Origin of the sequence: Nocardia sp. BSTN01 (assembly GCF_015354405.1) — a bacterium.
Classification (GTDB): Bacteria; Actinomycetota; Actinomycetes; order Mycobacteriales; family Mycobacteriaceae; genus Nocardia.
Genome location: NZ_JADKYP010000058.1, coordinates 22,824 through 39,845, shown reverse-complemented (window position 1 = coordinate 39,845; position 17,022 = coordinate 22,824). Strand labels below are relative to the sequence as shown.

General features: G+C 69.0%; 14 protein-coding genes. 6 read left to right on the top strand and 8 right to left on the bottom strand.

Features of this window, described 5'->3' with window-relative positions:
- On the bottom strand, nucleotides 1-1,606 hold a 1,606-nt coding region (locus IRT45_RS30330), incomplete at its 3' end, for an acetolactate synthase large subunit (RefSeq protein ID WP_194809233.1).
- A 350-nt stretch (nucleotides 1,607-1,956) separates the two neighbouring features.
- On the opposite strand from IRT45_RS30330, the gene IRT45_RS30325 reads away from it, so the two are divergent.
- From IRT45_RS30325 to IRT45_RS30315, 3 genes are all read left to right on the top strand, one after another.
- Nucleotides 1,957-2,517: a PH domain-containing protein gene (locus IRT45_RS30325; protein ID WP_309241222.1), complete on the top strand. Its 561-nt coding sequence runs from the start codon at nucleotides 1,957-1,959 to the stop codon at nucleotides 2,515-2,517.
- 470 nt (nucleotides 2,518-2,987) lie between these two features.
- Complete coding sequence (gene ilvD, locus IRT45_RS30320) at nucleotides 2,988-4,829, top strand: dihydroxy-acid dehydratase (protein ID WP_194809232.1); 1,842 nt, start codon at nucleotides 2,988-2,990, stop codon at nucleotides 4,827-4,829.
- Nucleotides 4,830-5,050: 221 nt separating this feature from the next.
- The gene (locus tag IRT45_RS30315) at nucleotides 5,051-5,875 is read left to right on the top strand and encodes an alpha/beta fold hydrolase (protein WP_094024258.1); all 825 of its coding nucleotides are present in this window, start codon (nucleotides 5,051-5,053) and stop codon (nucleotides 5,873-5,875) included.
- Nucleotides 5,876-5,974: 99 nt separating this feature from the next.
- On the opposite strand, the gene IRT45_RS30310 is transcribed toward IRT45_RS30315, so the two are convergent.
- Together IRT45_RS30310 and IRT45_RS30305 are read right to left on the bottom strand one after the other, a co-directional pair.
- The gene (locus IRT45_RS30310; RefSeq protein ID WP_309241221.1) at nucleotides 5,975-6,415 is read right to left on the bottom strand and encodes a nuclear transport factor 2 family protein; all 441 of its coding nucleotides are present in this window, start codon (nucleotides 6,413-6,415) and stop codon (nucleotides 5,975-5,977) included.
- Between the two features lie 3 nt (nucleotides 6,416-6,418).
- Nucleotides 6,419-7,390, bottom strand: coding sequence for a DoxX family protein (locus IRT45_RS30305; protein ID WP_309241220.1), 972 nt, complete (start codon nucleotides 7,388-7,390; stop codon nucleotides 6,419-6,421).
- A gap of 178 nt (nucleotides 7,391-7,568) precedes the next feature.
- On the opposite strand from IRT45_RS30305, the gene IRT45_RS30300 reads away from it, so the two are divergent.
- Nucleotides 7,569-8,699, top strand: a complete 1,131-nt coding sequence (locus tag IRT45_RS30300; protein ID WP_194809230.1) for a sorbosone dehydrogenase family protein — start codon at nucleotides 7,569-7,571, stop codon at nucleotides 8,697-8,699.
- A 121-nt stretch (nucleotides 8,700-8,820) separates the two neighbouring features.
- Here IRT45_RS30300 and gatB read toward each other — a convergent pair whose 3' ends face one another.
- From gatB to IRT45_RS30275, 5 genes are all read right to left on the bottom strand, one after another.
- Entirely contained in the window at nucleotides 8,821-10,332 is a 1,512-nt protein-coding gene (gene gatB / locus IRT45_RS30295) for an Asp-tRNA(Asn)/Glu-tRNA(Gln) amidotransferase subunit GatB (protein WP_094024254.1), read from the bottom strand.
- Between the two features lie 47 nt (nucleotides 10,333-10,379).
- Nucleotides 10,380-10,997: a DUF1109 domain-containing protein gene (locus IRT45_RS30290; protein ID WP_194809229.1), complete on the bottom strand. Its 618-nt coding sequence runs from the start codon at nucleotides 10,995-10,997 to the stop codon at nucleotides 10,380-10,382.
- A gap of 91 nt (nucleotides 10,998-11,088) precedes the next feature.
- On the bottom strand, nucleotides 11,089-13,581 hold the full coding sequence (locus IRT45_RS30285) for an FtsX-like permease family protein (protein ID WP_194809228.1): 2,493 nt from the start codon (nucleotides 13,579-13,581) through the stop codon (nucleotides 11,089-11,091).
- Entirely contained in the window at nucleotides 13,578-14,300 is a 723-nt protein-coding gene (locus tag IRT45_RS30280; RefSeq protein ID WP_194809227.1) for an ABC transporter ATP-binding protein, read from the bottom strand. Before IRT45_RS30280 ends, IRT45_RS30285 begins: the two co-directional genes overlap by 4 nt.
- Before the next feature lie 82 nt (nucleotides 14,301-14,382).
- Nucleotides 14,383-14,703: a hypothetical protein gene (locus IRT45_RS30275; RefSeq protein WP_194809226.1), complete on the bottom strand. Its 321-nt coding sequence runs from the start codon at nucleotides 14,701-14,703 to the stop codon at nucleotides 14,383-14,385.
- Between the two features lie 184 nt (nucleotides 14,704-14,887).
- On the opposite strand from IRT45_RS30275, the gene IRT45_RS30270 reads away from it, so the two are divergent.
- Nucleotides 14,888-16,240 (top strand): sensor histidine kinase, encoded by a 1,353-nt coding sequence (locus tag IRT45_RS30270; protein ID WP_194809225.1) that lies wholly within the window; start codon nucleotides 14,888-14,890, stop codon nucleotides 16,238-16,240.
- Between the two features lie 124 nt (nucleotides 16,241-16,364).
- Nucleotides 16,365-17,018, top strand: coding sequence for a response regulator transcription factor (locus IRT45_RS30265; RefSeq protein WP_039779931.1), 654 nt, complete (start codon nucleotides 16,365-16,367; stop codon nucleotides 17,016-17,018).
- Nucleotides 17,019-17,022 lie beyond the last annotated feature (4 nt).

Here is a 17,022-nt window from a genome sequence, read left to right as displayed (position 1 = left end):
TGTTGGAGTAGCGCTTCTCGTAGAACAGGGTCTGCCACTGCCGGACCATGCCCAGGTTGCCGTTGTTGATCAGCGCCACCTTGATCGGCACGCCCTCGACGGCACAGGTGGCCAACTCCTGATTGGTCATCTGGAAGCAGCCGTCACCGTCGACCGCCCACACCTCTTTGTCCGGCGCGCCCATCTTGGCGCCCATCGCCGCGGGCACGGCGTAGCCCATGGTGCCCAGGCCACCGGAGTTGAGCCAGGTGCGCGGCTTCTCGTACTTGACGAACTGCGCGGCCCACATCTGGTGCTGGCCGACGCCGGCGACGTAGATCGCTTCCGGTCCGGCGAGGCGGCCCAGGGTCTCGATGACGTACTCCGGCGACAGCGAGCCGTCGGAGGTGGGTCCGTAGCCGAGCGGGTACTGCTTACGCACACCGTCGAGGTAGGTCCACCAGGACGTCAGATCCAGCAGCGGAGCCTCGGCGTTGGTGAAGGCCGGATCGGACTTGAGGGTCTCGATCAGTTCGGTGATGACCTCGCGGCAGTCGCCCACGATCGGCACATCGGCGTGGCGGTTCTTGCCGATCTCGGCGGGGTCGATATCGGCGTGGATCACCTTCGCGTGCGGGGCGAAGGAATCCAGCTGGCCGGTGACGCGGTCGTCGAAGCGAGCGCCCAGCGTGATCAGCAGATCCGACTTCTGCAGGGCCGCAACGGCTCCCACGGTGCCGTGCATACCGGGCATACCCATGTTGAGGGTGTGGCTGTCGGGGAACGCGCCGCGCGCCATCAGGGTGGTGACCACCGGGATGCCGGTCAGCTCGGCCAGTTCCAGCAGCTCCGGCGAGGCGTCGGCCTTGATCACGCCGCCGCCGACGTAGAGCACGGGAGCCTTGGCCTCGGCGATCATCCGGGCCGCCTCGCGCACCTGCTTGCCGTGCGGCTTGGTCACCGGGCGATAGCCGGGCAGCCGCATCTCCGGCGGCCAGCTGAAGGTGGTCTGCGCCTGCAGCACATCCTTCGGAATGTCGACCAGCACCGCGCCCGGACGGCCGGACGACGCCAGGTGGAACGCCTCGGCGATGATGCGCGGGATGTCGATGGCGTCGTTGACCAGGAAGTTGTGCTTGGTGCACGCCATGGTGATGCCGGAGATGTCGGCTTCCTGGAAGGCGTCGGTACCGATCAGGCCGCGGCCCACCTGTCCGGTGATCGCCACCAGCGGCACCGAATCCATCTGCGCGTCCGCGATCGGGGTCACCAGGTTGGTCGCACCCGGACCGGATGTAGCCATACACACACCGACCTTGCCGGTGGCCTGGGCGTAACCGGTCGCCGCATGTCCGGCGCCCTGCTCGTGCCGGACCAGGACATGGCGCACGCGCGTGGAGTCGAAGAGCGGGTCGTAGACGGGGAGAATCGCACCACCCGGAATGCCGAATACCGTGTCGACGCCGAGCTCCTCGAGAGAGCGGACGACGGACTGGGCGCCGGTCACCTTCTCGGGCGGGACCTGGCGGCGGTTTCCGGTCGCGGCGGCAGCCGCGGGGGTCGGCTGAGAAGCCGAGGGCGCTGGCCTGCGGGCCGAGGGCCCGGGCCGTGCAGTTGGTGCGCTCACCGTCTTTTTCCTTACTGCTTGTCGTTCACCGCTTCGCTCTCACGCGGCGCCTGCGCGGCGCTCGAGCGAACATCGAAGCCGTGAACACAACTTGTCCGAACACAAAAAAGCCCCCGTCAGCCGATGGCTGAGCGAGGGTGGCGCGTCGCAGTTGCGAGCTGACGTAGTCGACCTCGAGTCGTCAGGCTCAGCGCTGGACGCGCCGGCCGATTACGAGAAGCTCGTTTCGATTCACGCGCTCGACGGTATGCGCGCGAGAGTCGATGAGTCAAATTACTTGACGTGCGGTGTCTCATTATGTGAGACGGGGCGGTTCGAGTGTCGCTTCACCATGATGCGAGGATGGGGGTGTGTCATCGCCGCAGCAGTCCGTGCCACCAGCTCAATCGTCCCACACCGCCGAGGGCGGAACCGATACGGGGCGTGTGATCCGTATCCCCCGGCTGGCGCATCTCGGGGTGTTCATCCTGCTGTTCTGCGCGGCGTTCCCGTTCTTCGGCTGGCCGGCGGTGCTGTGGATCCTGTTCCTCATCCCGATCGCGGCCGCGTGGTGGGTCGAACGTTCCCGCACCACGGTGTCGGCCGGCGGGCTCGATCTGCGGACGATCTTCGGTTCCCGGCACGTCGAATGGTCGCGGATTCAGGGGCTGCGGATCCCCAAGCGCGGCTGGGTGCGCCTACATCTGAGCGACGACTCCGAGGTGGCCCTGCCGGCGGTGAGCTACGACCGGTTGAAGGATCTGGTCGCGGCCTCGGACGGGCGGATTCCGGATCCGTTCGCACGGCCGGAGAAGAGCGCGGCGAGCGCGGACGAGAAGCGCGGCGAGCAGGACGCGGGCGCGGAATCCGGCGCCGCGGACAGTTCGTCGAGCGAAGCGGCCGACAAGCCGGACACGTCCTCGGAGGACTGAGCGAGTTCTCTTCCGAGTGGGATGTTTCACACTCTCGCGCCGACCCCGAACACCGGGAACAAATCCGCGCTTTCGCGGCGCTGCCCTGAGGACGTCCCCACTCGGGGCGCAGTCGCCGCGATCATCGAGTCGCGGTGCGGGTCCGTGGTCGAGACCCCACCCGGTGACGGCCGCTCGGACCGGCTCGATGTGCGTCGTGCGGCCGCGCCACCCCGCGGCCGCACGACCACCCGCCTCCGGTGAGCACACTCCGGTGGCGGGAGTAACGTTGAAGCGCCGAACAGACACTCTGCTCTTGCGAACAGACACCTCTGCCGACGACACCACTCGCCGAAGAGACGCTCCGCACGGCGGCCGACCAGCCCTCGGCCCCGGCCCCGGCGATCCACCGGACGATGAGCACCGACGAGCAGAGCCCTGCCCGAGTAGAGCCGCTCCGGCCACCGCGCCGACCACCGAGGACCGAATTCATGCCACCGCTTCGCTCACGCACCACCACCGCCGGACGCAATGCCGCAGGCGCACGCGCACTCTGGCGGGCCACCGGCCTGACCGACTCCGATTTCGGTAAGCCGATCGTCGCGATCGCGAACTCCTACACCCAATTCGTGCCCGGCCACGTGCATCTCAAGGATGTCGGCGAGATCGTCGCCGACGCGGTGCGCGCCGCCGGCGGTGTGCCGCGCGAATTCCACACCATCGCCGTCGACGACGGGATCGCGATGGGTCACGGCGGCATGCTCTACTCGCTGCCCAGCCGCGAAATCATCGCGGACTCGGTCGAATACATGGTCAACGCGCACACCGCCGACGCGCTGGTGTGTATCTCCAACTGCGACAAGATCACTCCCGGCATGCTCAACGCCGCCATGCGGCTCAACATCCCGACCGTGTTCGTCTCCGGCGGTCCGATGGAGGCCGGTAAGGCCGTGGTCGTCGGCGGTGTGGCCCAGGCGCCCACCGATCTGATCACCGCGATCGCCGCCAGCGCCTCCACCGAGGTCAGCGACGAGGGCCTCAGCGAGGTCGAGCGCAGCGCCTGCCCGACCTGCGGTTCCTGTTCCGGCATGTTCACCGCGAACTCGATGAACTGCCTCACCGAGGCATTGGGCCTGGCGCTGCCCGGCAACGGCTCCACCCTCGCCACCCACGCGGCGCGGCGGGCCCTGTTCGAGCGCGCCGGCAGCACCGTCGTCGACATCGCCAACCGCTGGTACCGCGAGGACGACGATTCCGTCCTGCCGCGAAACGTCGCCAACGCCAAGGCCTTCCGCAACGCGATGGCCCTCGACGTCGCGATGGGCGGTTCCACCAACACGGTGCTGCACACGCTGGCCGCCGCGCAGGAAGGCGAGATCGATTTCGACCTCGCCACCATCGACGAGATCTCGCGCCGGGTGCCCTGCCTGTCGAAGGTCTCCCCCAATTCCGACTACCACATGGAAGATGTGCACCGCGCCGGTGGCATCCCCGCCATCCTGGGCGAACTGCGCCGCGGCGGACTGCTGGAAACCGATGTGACCACCGTGCACACCGCCTCCTTCGACGAGTGGCTCGACACCTGGGACATCCGCTCCGGCAAGGCCTCCGACGAAGCCCTCGAACTGTTCCACGCCGCGCCCGGCGGCGTGCGGACCACCGTGCCGTTCTCCACCGAGAATCGCTGGTCCTCGCTGGACACCGACGCCGCGGGCGGCTGCATCCGCGATATCGCGCACGCCTACACCGTCGAGGGCGGGCTGTGCGTGCTGCGGGGCAATATCGCCCTCGACGGCGCCATCCTGAAAACCGCCGGTATCGACGAGGACCTGTTCACCTTCGAAGGGCCGGCCGTGGTGCTGGAATCGCAGGAAGACGCGGTCTCCGCGATCCTCGGCAAGAAGATCACCCCCGGCGACGTCGTCGTGATCCGGTACGAAGGCCCCGCCGGCGGGCCCGGAATGCAGGAGATGCTGCACCCCACCTCGTTCCTCAAGGGCCTCGGCCTCGGCAAGGTGTGCGCGCTGATCACCGACGGCCGCTTCTCCGGCGGCACCTCCGGCCTGTCCATCGGGCACATCTCCCCCGAGGCGGCCAGCGGCGGCGCCATCGGCCTGATCGAGAACGGCGACCGCATCCGCATCGACGTGCACACCCGCGCGCTGGAACTGCTGGTCGACGACGAGGTGCTCGCCGAGCGCCGCGCCAAGATGGAAGCGCGGGAACGGCCGTGGCAGCCGGTTCAGCGCGACCGGCCGATCACCACCGCGCTGCGGGCCTACGCCGCACTGGCGACCTCCGCCGACAAGGGCGCCGTCCGCCGCGTGCCGTGAGCTGTGCCGCCTCCCCGAGGAAGTGAGTCGCCACCACGATCCGGCGACCGCGAACCGGGATGGCGGAAAAAGGGGGATTCGTGGCGCGCACAGCGGGGCGCACCATGCCCGAATCGAGCAGCATTTACGGGGCGCCGACCGTTCAGAAGCGTCGGCGCCCCAACCGGTTCCGGTCGACGCCTGCGGGCAGCAACCGAGAATCCGATCACGAGGAGTCCCCCATGCCTTTCATTACGACGTCGGACGGCGTCGACATCTTCTACAAGGACTGGGGCAGCGGACAGCCCATCGTCTTCAGCCACGGCTGGCCGCTGTCCTCGGATGACTGGGACGCACAACTGATGTTCTTCCTGTCCCACGGTTTCCGGGTGGTTGCTCACGACCGGCGTGGACACGGGCGTTCCGCTCAGGTCGCCGATGGGCACGATATGGACCACTATGCCGATGACCTGGCCGCCGTCGTCACCCATCTCGATCTGACGAACGCGGTTCATATCGGTCATTCCACCGGCGGTGGGGAGGTCGTGCGTTACCTGACCCGCCACGGACAGGATCGGGCGGCCAAAGCCGTTCTGATCAGTGCGGTGCCGCCGATCATGGTGAAGACCGCCGACAACCCGGGCGGATTGGACAAGTCGGTCTTCGACGACATCCAGGAACAGGTCGCCACCCGCCGGTCGGACTTCTTCCGCACGTTCGCCGAAGGACCGTTCTACGGCTACAACCGGCCCGGCGCACAGCCCTCCGAAGGAGTGATCGCCAACTGGTGGCGCCAAGGCATGGCCGGCGGCGCCAAAGCCCACTACGACGGTGTCGTCGCATTCTCCCAGACCGACTTCGCCGATGAGCTCACGAAGATCACCATCCCCACCCTCGTCATGCACGGGGAGGATGACCAGGTGGTCCCGATCGAGAACACCGGTATCCGCTCCGCCGAACTGTTGCCCAACAGCACCCTGAAGACCTATCCGGGTTTCCCGCACGGTATGCCGACGACCGAAGCCGCGACCATCAACGCCGACCTGCTCGCATTCATTCGTTCCTGAGCGGTCGTTCCGCTTCGGGGCGGGGGTAATCATCGAGTGCGCGAAACGGCCGCTCTCCGACGGGAGCGGCCGTTTTCAGTGGGTTGTGGGCGCGGCTACCTACCTGCGCAGGTGATGGCTGACGTCGCCGATGAGGTCCATGGTGACCGCGCGTTCGGCGAAGGCCCACTGGCCGTCGGGGCTGTGGAAGCGGTCGGCGTAGCGGCCGCTGACGATGGGTTGCAGCGGTAGGTCCGGGGTGGCTTGCAGGACGGTGAAATACGAGCGGGCCACGGCGGTGTCCTCGGCCTCGTCGACCTCGATCACCAGGTTGGTGACCAGGTGTTTCGTGCGGGGAGTGCCGTCGTCGTAGCGGATCACGGTGCCGGACAGCATCTTCTCCACGGCGGTACTGCCCTCGATCATTCCGGCGCTGCCGCCGAACGCGCCCGTGGCGAACAGGGCGCCAACGCTCGCGAAATCGCCCTGGTCGACCAGGAGGGCGTAGTCGGCGATCAAGCGCTCGATCGCCCGGTAACTCGGTATTGCGGAATCAGGCACGGTTCAGAAGATTCCCACGAACGGGTTGCCGCCGTGCAGGAAAATCCACCCAGCGGCCGCCGCCCCGAGCGCCAGGACCAGGCAGACGAACGAACCCCACGACGGGCGGACGGCCCAGCCACGGTTGCGGTCGAACGACAGGCGGCCGGGGCCGGTGAGGATCAGTGAGGCCGCCGCCCCGGCGAGGATCGACTCCAATTCGACCGGGCGGTACTGGAAGTCGGGAGCCATGCCTTGCTTCCACAGCCATGCGGTCGAGATCGAGGCCAGGACCGCGCCGGCCGCCAGCGGGGTGGCCAGGCCGAGGATGATCAGTGCCCCGCCGCCGACCTCGGAGACGGTGAGCATCGCGGTGGACAGTTCGATGTGCTTCCAGCCACCCTGCTCGAGCATGTGGCGGGTGCCGTCCAGACCCGGGCCGTGGAACCAGCCGGCCAGCTTCTGCAGGCCGTGGTACAGGAAGGTGAGGCCGACGGTCAGGCGCAGGCCCAGCAGACCCAGATCCAGTGTGCCGCGGCGATATTCGCGCGGACGACGGAGACGCTCGGTGTCGCCGTTGGCCCGGGCGGGCGGGATCGTGGCGAAGGCGTAGGTGGGCGCTTCCGCCTCCGCGGGCCCGGCGCCGGCCGGTACAGCTCCGGGATGTTCGGCGTCGATGTGCTCGGTGCCGGGATGTTCGGTGCCACGGGCGGCGCCGGGGTGCGCTGCGCTCGCGGCGGCAGCGCCGGCGGCCGCGGTACCGGTGGATCCCTTCGCCGCCTTCGGGGCGCCGGTGTGCTCGGCACCCGCGGCCGGTACGTCCGGGTCCAGGCCCAAATCGTCCTCGGTCCGCGGAACGTCTTTGCCCACCGCGGGTTTCACCGAGGGGAATTCGCCGGTCGGATTGTCGTAGGGGCTGCCCGCCGTCGGTCCGGAGCCCGACGTCCGCCCCGACGGCTGATTCGATTCCGGTGTTTGATTCGGCTTGTCCGTCACGGGCACAGAGTATGACGTCCAAAGAGCGGGCGCGTGGTCTGTTCCCGGCGTGTCAGCCGCGCCCGGCACGTCCTGCGGCGCGCCCCGCCAGCGCGAACCGCATGCGCCGGGACGGCCCGCGCGGTGCGGCCCGGACCCCTGCGAGCGCGCGCGGCGGTATTTCCGTAACGTTTGGACAATGAGTGTGGTTGTCGTCGGCCGTGTCGCGTCGATCCTCGCCGTCACCGCCGGTCTGGTGGTCGGCTGTGCCCGCTTCGACGATTCCGCGTCCAAACCGTTCACTCCCGCGCCGACCATCGAACCCGAGGGGCAGGGCCCGACCAGCGAGCCGAAAACTCCGCCGCCGACCGGGCAGCGCCCCACCGGGCCGTGTATCGATCCCGATCCGGCGGTCGTGGTGTCGTGCCTGGACACCACCGGCGGGCTGACGGTTCTGCCGGACGGGCAGCAGGCACTGGTCACCGAGCGCACCACCGGGCGCGTTCTGAAGGTCACCGCCGTCGATCCGAGTCAGGCGCCGCCGCAGCCGCTCGAGGTCACCCGGGTCGATGTCGACGCGGCCGGCGACGGCGGGCTCAGCGATGTCGCGCTCTCACCGAGTTACGGCGAGGACGGGCTGGTCTACGCCTACATCACGACCGCCTCGGACAATCGCGTCGTGCGCATCGGCGCGGGCGGCGATCCGAAACCGATCCTCACCGGAATTCCCAAGGGCGCCAACGGAAATCACGGGTCGCTCGCCTTCGTCTCGCCGACCAAACTGGCGGTACTGACCGGCGACGCCGGCAATCCGGGCGCGGCGAACGATCCCGGATCGCTGGCCGGCAAGCTGCTCGAGATCGACGATCCGGCGCCGGGCAACGCCAATCCGAAGGTGGTGGCGTCGGGCATCGGCACCGCGGGCGGGGTGTGCCCCGACCACAAGGACACCATCTGGTTCACCGACCGCACCGCCACCGAGGACCGGCTGCAGCGCCTCGGGCCCGACGGCGCCGTCGCGACCGCGTGGACGTGGCCGGACAAGCCGGGTGCGGGTGGCTGTGCGGCCGCCGTGGACGGGGTGGCGATCTCCATGTCGTCGGCCAAGGCGCTGGCCTTCGCCGACGCCGACCCCACCACCCACGCGGTGACCACCGCCCCGACGATGGTGGCCCAGGACAAGTACGGCTCCCTCGGCGGCGCCGCGCTCGGCGCCGACGGCAACGTCTGGGTGGGGACCGTCAACAAGCCCGCCGCCGCGGGCCCGCTGGACGACCGCATCGTGCGCATCCCACCGCCGAAGGGCGGCGCGGGCGGCGGACCGGACTAATCGGGAGGGCCGTCCCGGCCCGGCCGTGCACATCCGACCGATGCGTGTGGCGCTCGGCGTGTGCGGCTGCGCGAACCACGAAGGCCCGGCCGCAGTGGACCGGGCCTCGGGATTCGCGAACTCAGGCGGCGCCGCAGGCGGCGAGGACCAGTTCGCGGACGCGGGCGGCGTCGGCCTGGCCGCGGGTGGCCTTCATGACGTCGCCGACGATCTTGCCGGCGGCCTGGACCTTGCCGGAGCGAATCTTGTCGGCGATGTCCGGGTTGGCGGCCAGCGCCTTGTCGACCTCGGACTGCAGGGCCGAATCGTCGGACACCATGCCCAGCCCCTTGGCCTCGACGATCTGCCCCGGATCGCCCTCACCGGCCAGCACGAAATCGACGACCTGGCGCGCCACCTTGGAGTTGATGGTCTTGGCGTCGACCAGCGCGACCACCTCGGCGACCTGCTTCGGCGTGATCGGCAGGTCCTCGAGGGCGACCTCGCGCTCCTTGGCCTGCTCGGTGAGGTAGTTGACCCACCAGGCGCGGGCGGCGTCGACCGTGGTGCCGGCGTCGACGGTGGCGATGATCAGGTCGAGCGCGCCGGCATTGATCAGATCGCGGAACACCTCGTCGGACAGACCCCATTCGGCCTGGATGCGGGCGCGGCGCAGCCACGGGTATTCGGGGATGGTGCCGCGCAGCTTCTCGACCCAGTCGGCGTCGGGCGCGATCGGCTCGAGGTCCGGCTCCGGGAAGTAGCGGTAGTCCTCGGCGGTTTCCTTGACCCGGCCCGGGGAGGTGGAACCGTCGCCCTCGTGGAAGTGCCGGGTCTCCTGGATCACGGTGCCGCCCGAGCTGAGCACCGCGCCCTGGCGGCGCATCTCGTAACGCACCGCGACCTCGACACTGCGCAGCGAGTTCACGTTCTTGGTTTCGGTGCGGGTGCCGAATTCCTTGGCGCCCTTGGCCATCAGCGACACGTTGGCGTCGCAGCGCAGCGAACCCTGCTCCATCTTCACGTCGGAGACGTCGAGCGCCTTCAGCAGATCGCGCAGTGCGGTGACGTAGGCGCGGGCCACCTCGGGGGCGCGTTCACCGGCGCCGGTGATCGGCTTGGTGACGATCTCGATCAGCGGCACGCCGGCCCGGTTGTAATCCAGCAGCGAATGGCTCGCGCCGTGGATGCGGCCGGTGGCGCCGCCCACGTGCAGCGACTTACCGGTGTCCTCCTCCATGTGGGCACGTTCGATGTCGACCCGGAAGACCGAGCCGTCGTCGAGCACCACATCGAGGTAGCCGTCGGTGGCGATCGGCTCGTCGTACTGGCTGATCTGGTAGTTCTTCGGCTGATCCGGGTAGAAGTAGTTCTTGCGCGCGAACCGGCCCCACGGGGTGATCGAGCAGTTCAGCGCGAGACCGATGCGGATCGCCGACTCCACGGCCTGCTGGTTGACCACCGGCAGCGAACCCGGCAGGCCCAGGCATACCGGGCAGACCTGGGTGTTCGGCTCGGCGCCGAAGGCCGTCGGGCACCCGCAGAACATCTTGGTTTCGGTGCCCAGTTCGACGTGCACCTCCATGCCCAGCACCGGCTCGTACCGGTCGATGACGTCGGCATAGTCCATCAAGTCCACCGTGGGTGCAGTCATGGCCACCAGTTTATGTAAGGGCACCGACGACGCTGCGCCCACCCGAGTCACGTCCGCCAGACCGCGGTGAACTCGTACCACGGCCCGGCGAGGTGCGTCGCCGAGAAATCGTCGAATCCGGCCGGCCTGCCGTTCGGTGAGTAGGCCCACCCGCTGCTCGTGTCCAGTCCGAGCCCGCCCGCCTCGACGAAGTAGACCGCGCCACCCGAATCCGCGCGCGCGTAGGCGATATCGAACCGCCCGATCTCGAAATCGCTCCGGACGGTGTCGGGCCCCGCCACCAGTTCGCGGGCGACGCGTTCGAATTCCGGGCGCATCTCGTCGAATGTCGTTCGCGGCGCGAGGATCACCATCAGACCGGCGGCCAGCACGGTCAGTGGCACGGGCAGCACCCACCACGACCATCGGCGGTCTCGTCCGAGCAGGTACAGGGTGCGGATCATCCACAGCACGCCCGCGGCGGCGAGGAGGACGAGTGCCCCCGCGGCGGCGAGCAAGGGATCGGCCCACCGCATACTGCCGAATCGCGACGGCCACCAGCCGTAGTACAGGCAGACCAGCACGGCGACGGCGAACACGGCGGTGGCGGCGGCGATCGGACCGGGCGGTTTCGCCCCTGTATCCGGCGCAGCCACGGACGGGCCGACGGTATCCGATTCGTCCATTCCGCCAACCTAACGGCCACCAGCCGACTTTCGCCCCGGAAGCGAGTAGTCCCACGCGCCCGGCCGCGTGGGACTTCCCCTCCTGATTCGATCAATCGACGGCGATGGCCTCGACGATCGGCATGCGGGCCGCGCGCAGCGACGGTGGGATCGAGCCGAGCAGCGCCAGCACCAGCGCGGCGACGGCGTAGACCAGCAACATGGGGCTCGGGCGGTACACCACGTCGATGGTCATGGCGTGGCCCATCGCCATGGTGGCCAGGTACTGTACGGCCGCGCCGGTCACCAAACCCAGTGCGGCACCGGCCAATCCGATGCCGGCGGCCTCGGTCAGCACCGTGCGCAACAGGAATCGGCGGCTGGTGCCCATGGCGCGCAGCACGCCGAGTTCGCGGCGGCGTTCCAGGACCGACAGCATCAGCGTGTTCAGCAGCGCCGCGGTGGAGACCAGCACCACGATCCACAGGATCGAACCGGACAGCGACGTCCCCTGCTGCACTCCTTGCGATACCGCCGCGAGCGCCTGCGATCCGGTGTCCACGTGCAGACCGGGCGGCACCACCGCACGGATCGCATCGATCACCTGGGCCTTGTCGGCATCGGGCGCGAAGTTGACACCGAGGATCGTCTCGCCGGGGCGGTCGTACCACTGCCGCAGGACGTCCAGATCCATCAGCACGATGCCCGACAGCGCCGAGAAGTACGGGATCACCCGCAGGACCCGCACGGAATGGATGCCCGTCGGCGTGGGCAGTTCGAGGTGTGCGCCCGGGCCGACGCCCAGGGAGCGAGCCACATCGCGCGACAGCACCACGCCCGCACCGGTCGACATCTGCTGCAACACATCGGGTCCCAGATCCGCGAGGACCGACGACCGGATATTGGACTGATAGGCCTGCAACAACACCCGATCGCTGCCCACGGTGGCGAAGGCCATCTGCGCCGATCCCACATCCGCGACCCCGGGAATCCGCCGCACGGTCTCCTTCAGATCGGCGGGAAGCAATGGCCCCGTGGGGAATTCGGCCAGCGAGGTGGGGCTGATGTAGGCGTCGCGGCGGCCGAGATCGGAGAACGAGTCCGTCGCCGAATCGACCAGATTGCTCGACGCACCGCCCATCGCGACGGTCGCGGTGACGCCGATCATCACCGTCATCGCCGTCGCCCAGACGCGACGCGGGGCCCGCTCGATGGTGGTCGCCCCCAGCGCGCCGGGCGCTCCGAAGATCCGGGCGACCGCGGCCGCCAGGCGCACGATCGGGCCCATCGCGGCGAAACACAACCCGACCGCGCCCGCGATGGACAGCGAGATCGCGGCGAGCGAGGCCCGCCCCAGATCGGCGCGGGCGATGACGATCGCCCCGCCGACCATCGCCAGGCCGCCCACCAGCGCACCCCACCGCAGCCACGGCCCGACCGCATCGGCCTTCGACACTCCGACCGGCGCGAGCGCTTCGATGGGTTGCACCTTGTAGACCTGGCGAGCCGCGATCGCCGAGGCGGCGACGCTGGCGAGCACGCAGGCCGCGATCGCGAAGGGAATCGCGTATCCGGGCACCATGTATTCGGTGCGGGTGTCGACCGCCGCCACCATGGCCGAGGGAATCGTGTCGATCGACATGCGGCCGGCGAAGATTCCGACCACCGAGCCGATCGCACCGCCGATCAGGCCGATGACGGCCGCCTCCACGATGAGATCACGCACCATCGGACGACGCCGCCCGCCGATCGCGCGCAGCAGCGACAGTGTCGGGCGGCGTTGTGCCACCGCCATACTCATCGCGTTGTAGATCAGGAAGCCCGAAACGATCAGCGCCGCAGCCGAAGCCATCGTCGTGGAGAAGCGGACGAGCTGGATCGCGCCGCTCGCCTGGGCGGTGCGCAGACTCGGATCGGCCACCACGGCACGGCCGTTCACCAGCGCGGTCAGCGCCGAACGCAGCTGTCCGACATCGGTTCCCGGCTTCGGCACGATCTGGATGGAGTCGAGCATGCCCGCCCGTCCGGCGAGTTGCTGGGCGACCGGAAGGGTGGCGATGACGATGTGCCCGCTGTTGAGTTTGTGCGAGGTGGCGTCGTCGAGCACCCCGGCCACGGTCACCTGCCGGCTGCCCAGTGTGAAGGTCTCGCCCTCGTGCCAGCCCAGGCCCGCGCCGACGAGAACCCCGCCGGGGACCGACAGCAGTTTCGCCGCCTGCGCGCTCATCGCCCCGTTGAGATCGCTGCCGAGCGCGGAGACCGACGCGTCGGCGCCGATGAGCAGCGTGCGGTCGGCCGCATTGCCGACACCGGTGCGGATCATCGGCACCGCCGCCTCGACGCCGGGGACCGCGCGCACCTGCGGTAGCAGATCCTGTCCGAATCCGCTCTCGGTGACGCCGGAGATCTCGAGTTGCGCCTTACCGCCCAGCGCCGAGGTCAGCCGGTCCACCGAACCGGTCACCGAACCGGAGATGCTGAGCACCGCCACCAGCAGTCCCGCCGAAACCCCCATGACCGCCATCGACATGGCGGTGCGGCCCTTGTGGGTGAACAGCTCACCGATATTGAACAGCCGCAACCGATCCCAGCCGGCTGTGATCACGCGCGCACCACCTCGTCACCGTCGTGCACCTCGCGGCCGCGTGCGGAGACCAGTTCGTCGGAACCGATGCGCCCGTCCCGCAGGGTGATCACGCGATCGCAGTAGTCGACGGCCCCCATGTCGTGGGTGACCATCACCACCGAATTGCCGGCGCCGGAGATGTCGCCGAGCAGCTCCAGAATCGAGGCGCCGGTCTTGGAATCCAGATTGCCGGTGGGTTCGTCGGCCAGGATCAGCGGCGGGTCCATGATCAGCGCGCGAGCGACGGCCACCCGCTGCATCTGGCCGCCGGACAGTTCGGCGGGGCGATGGCCGGCGCGATCGGCCAGGCCCACGCGGTCGAGCAGTTCCAGCGCCCGCGGCTTGGCCTTGCGTAATCCGGTGCCGTCCAGCAGTTTCGGGACCGCGACGTTCTCCCACGCCGAGAGGGTCGGCAGCAGGTTGAAGAACTGGAAGATGAAACCCACCCGGTGGCGGCGGAATTCGGATTGCCGGTTGTCGTCGAGGGAACCGATCTCCTCACCCCGGAAGGTGATGGAACCCGAATCCGGTGAATCCAACGCGCCGAGCAGATGCAGCAGCGTGCTCTTCCCGGAGCCCGACGGGCCGATGATGGAGGTGAATTCACCCGCCTCGATGCGCAGGCTGACGGTGTCGAGGGCGCGAACCCGCTGTTCACCCACCCGGTATTCCTTGACTACGTCGGTCAATTCCAACATGGCGGTCGCCCCACCCTCTTTCTGCTGTCGGTCGCGATGACGGCGCGGGTTCGACTGCGCCGCAACCGGGTCGGATCGTCGCTCAGCGTGCCAGGGCCGGCTCCCGATGCCAATGCCGGACCTCGTGTGCGTCGAGCACGGCACGCAGTACCGGTTGCTCTGCGGCCAATTCCCGATAGGCCTCGCTCGGGGACTGTCCCTGCAGCTGGGCCTGGTCGAGTTTGGCGTGCAGGTGGTTGTCCCACCGATACCGCAGGGCGGCAAGCACTCCGGCGGGCCCGCCGAAGAGCCGATCGCACTCGGGCAGGTCGTAGAACAGGCCCGGCGTGGCCGGATCGACGGCCGCGCGGGCGAGCACCTCGTGCAGGATTTCGGTACGAGCGTGCTGGTCTTGCCAAGTCATCGCACCCATCTCCTCGGGCCGGGTGTCCGAACCTTTCCGCCGGACACTGTGCGACTCACGCTACGGAGACGGCACCGCGGATACGTCGTGCCGCAGACGAGACTTCGCGTCCTACCACGGTAGGAGCGTGGGCCCTTTCCGGGAACGATGCAGCGAGCACCCGTCGGCGACTAGCCTGACTGTCATGGACCTGACCAGCGCCGACGACCGTGCGGAGGTATCGCCGCACGCACCGCGGCGCCCGGGCCGGACACGCCTGGCGCTGGGGCGGGTCGCGCGGCGACTCCTGGATCTCGTGCACGATCCGGCCGGCACGTTGCGGCGACGGGTCGAGGAGATGTCCTACGGCTATCCCGTCTCGGTGGTCGTCACCGCGGATATCGCGGTCGTGGTGTCGGCGGTCGCGGCCGCGGCGCTGCGCAGCCAATACTTCTCGACGGGGGTGCCCTTCCTCGCGGTGGCGTTGCTGTTCGCCTGCTACCCGCTGCTGTTCTTCTTCGATCTGCCCCCGAAGCCGGCGGTGTTCGGACTGTCCGCGCTCACCGCTCAGGCGCTGTTCCTGCTGCAGCCGGTCTCGCCCGACTGTTCGCCCCTGGTGTTGACCGTGATGGTCGGCATGATCGGGGCGATCGCGCCGAAACGGGTCAGCCTGTTCTGGATGATCGCCGCGGTCGCCGAGATCGTCGTCTTCTACGCCCTGGGCTCCGCCGAACTGGTGCAGGTGTACGTCGTCGCGATCGTGCTGGGCTGGATGGTCGGTCTGATGCTGCAGTTCCAGCGGCAGTCGCTGGATCAGGAACGCGAGAATCAGGCCATCCGCTCCGCGCAGGCGGCCGACGACGAACGCCGCCGGATCGCCCGCGAGGTCCACGACGTGATCGCCCATTCCCTCAGCGTCACCCTGCTGCACCTGACCGCGGCCCGGCACGCGCTCGAGACCGATCGCGATGTCGACGAGGCCATCGACGCACTCGGCGATGCCGAACGCCTCGGCCGCCAAGCCATGGCCGATATCCGGCACACCGTCGGCCTGCTCGATCAGCGCCCCTCCGCGATGACGCCCGAACCGGGGCTCGAGGACATCGCCGATCTGGTCTCCGATTTCGTCGGCGCCGGGCTGCCGGTGACCTACCACCTCATCGGCGACACCGCGGCGGTGTCCGCGTCGACCGGCCTGGCGCTGTATCGGATCAGCCAGGAATCGCTGTCGAATATCGCCAAACACGCTCCCGGCGCGCAAGCGTCCCTCGAGATCGCCGTGACTCCGGGCGAAGTGACCGTGCGCGCGCGCAATACGCTGCCACAGGGCCCGGCCCCGCGCACCGGCCGCGGGATGGGAATCAGCGGCATGCGCCAGCGCACGGCCACCCTGAACGGCAACCTGTCGGCCGGCCGATCGGGCGAGTACTGGCAGGTGCGCGCCCGCATCCCCCTCGCTCCCGACGAGGTCTGCCCGGTGAGCGGACTCGACGATCCCTTGACGATGGTGCGCGACGCGATCACCTCGCTCACCCGCAAACGCCAGGAGGACCGGTGAGACACACTCGCGCAGCCGCTCGCCGGTCCGACCGGGTGCGGGTGTCCCGCAGAACACAGGAGGGCTTGTGAACCCGGGTCAGATCCCGCTCACCGAGACCGAGACCGATACCGCCACCACCACCGTGCTCGTCGTCGACGATCAGGAACTCGTGCGCGGCGGGTTGCGCCGGATCCTGCGCCGCCGCGACGGCTTCGTGGTCACCGAATGCGGCGACGGCGACGAGGTGCCGGCCGCCTTGACCGAACACCGTCCGGACGTGGTGCTGATGGATCTGCGGATGAAGCGGGTCGGCGGCATCGATGCGACGCGGCGGCTGCGGACCCGTCCGGACGCGCCGCCGGTGCTGGTCCTCACCACCTTCGACGACGACCATCTGCTCTCGGGTGCGCTGCGGGCCGGTGCGGCGGGATTCATCCTCAAGGACTCCCCCGCCGAGGATCTGATCCGCGCGGTGCGCACCGTGGCCGAGGGCGGCTCCTGGCTCGATCCGTCCGTCACCGGCCGGGTGCTCTCGGCCTATCGGACGGCGCGGCCGGTCCCCGCGGACACCCGCTCGCGCATGGCGGAGCTGACCGCTCGCGAACTCGAGGTGCTCAAACTGATCGGCCGCGGGCGGGTCAACTCCGAGATCGCCGGCGAACTCGGCATCTCCGAAGTAACGGTAAAGAGCCACGTCGGACACATTTTCGGCAAGCTAGGGTTACGGGACAGGGCCGCCGCGATCGTCTTCGCGTTTGACCACGGCGTGGTCGCACCCGGAGAATCGGCGTTCTGAGGGG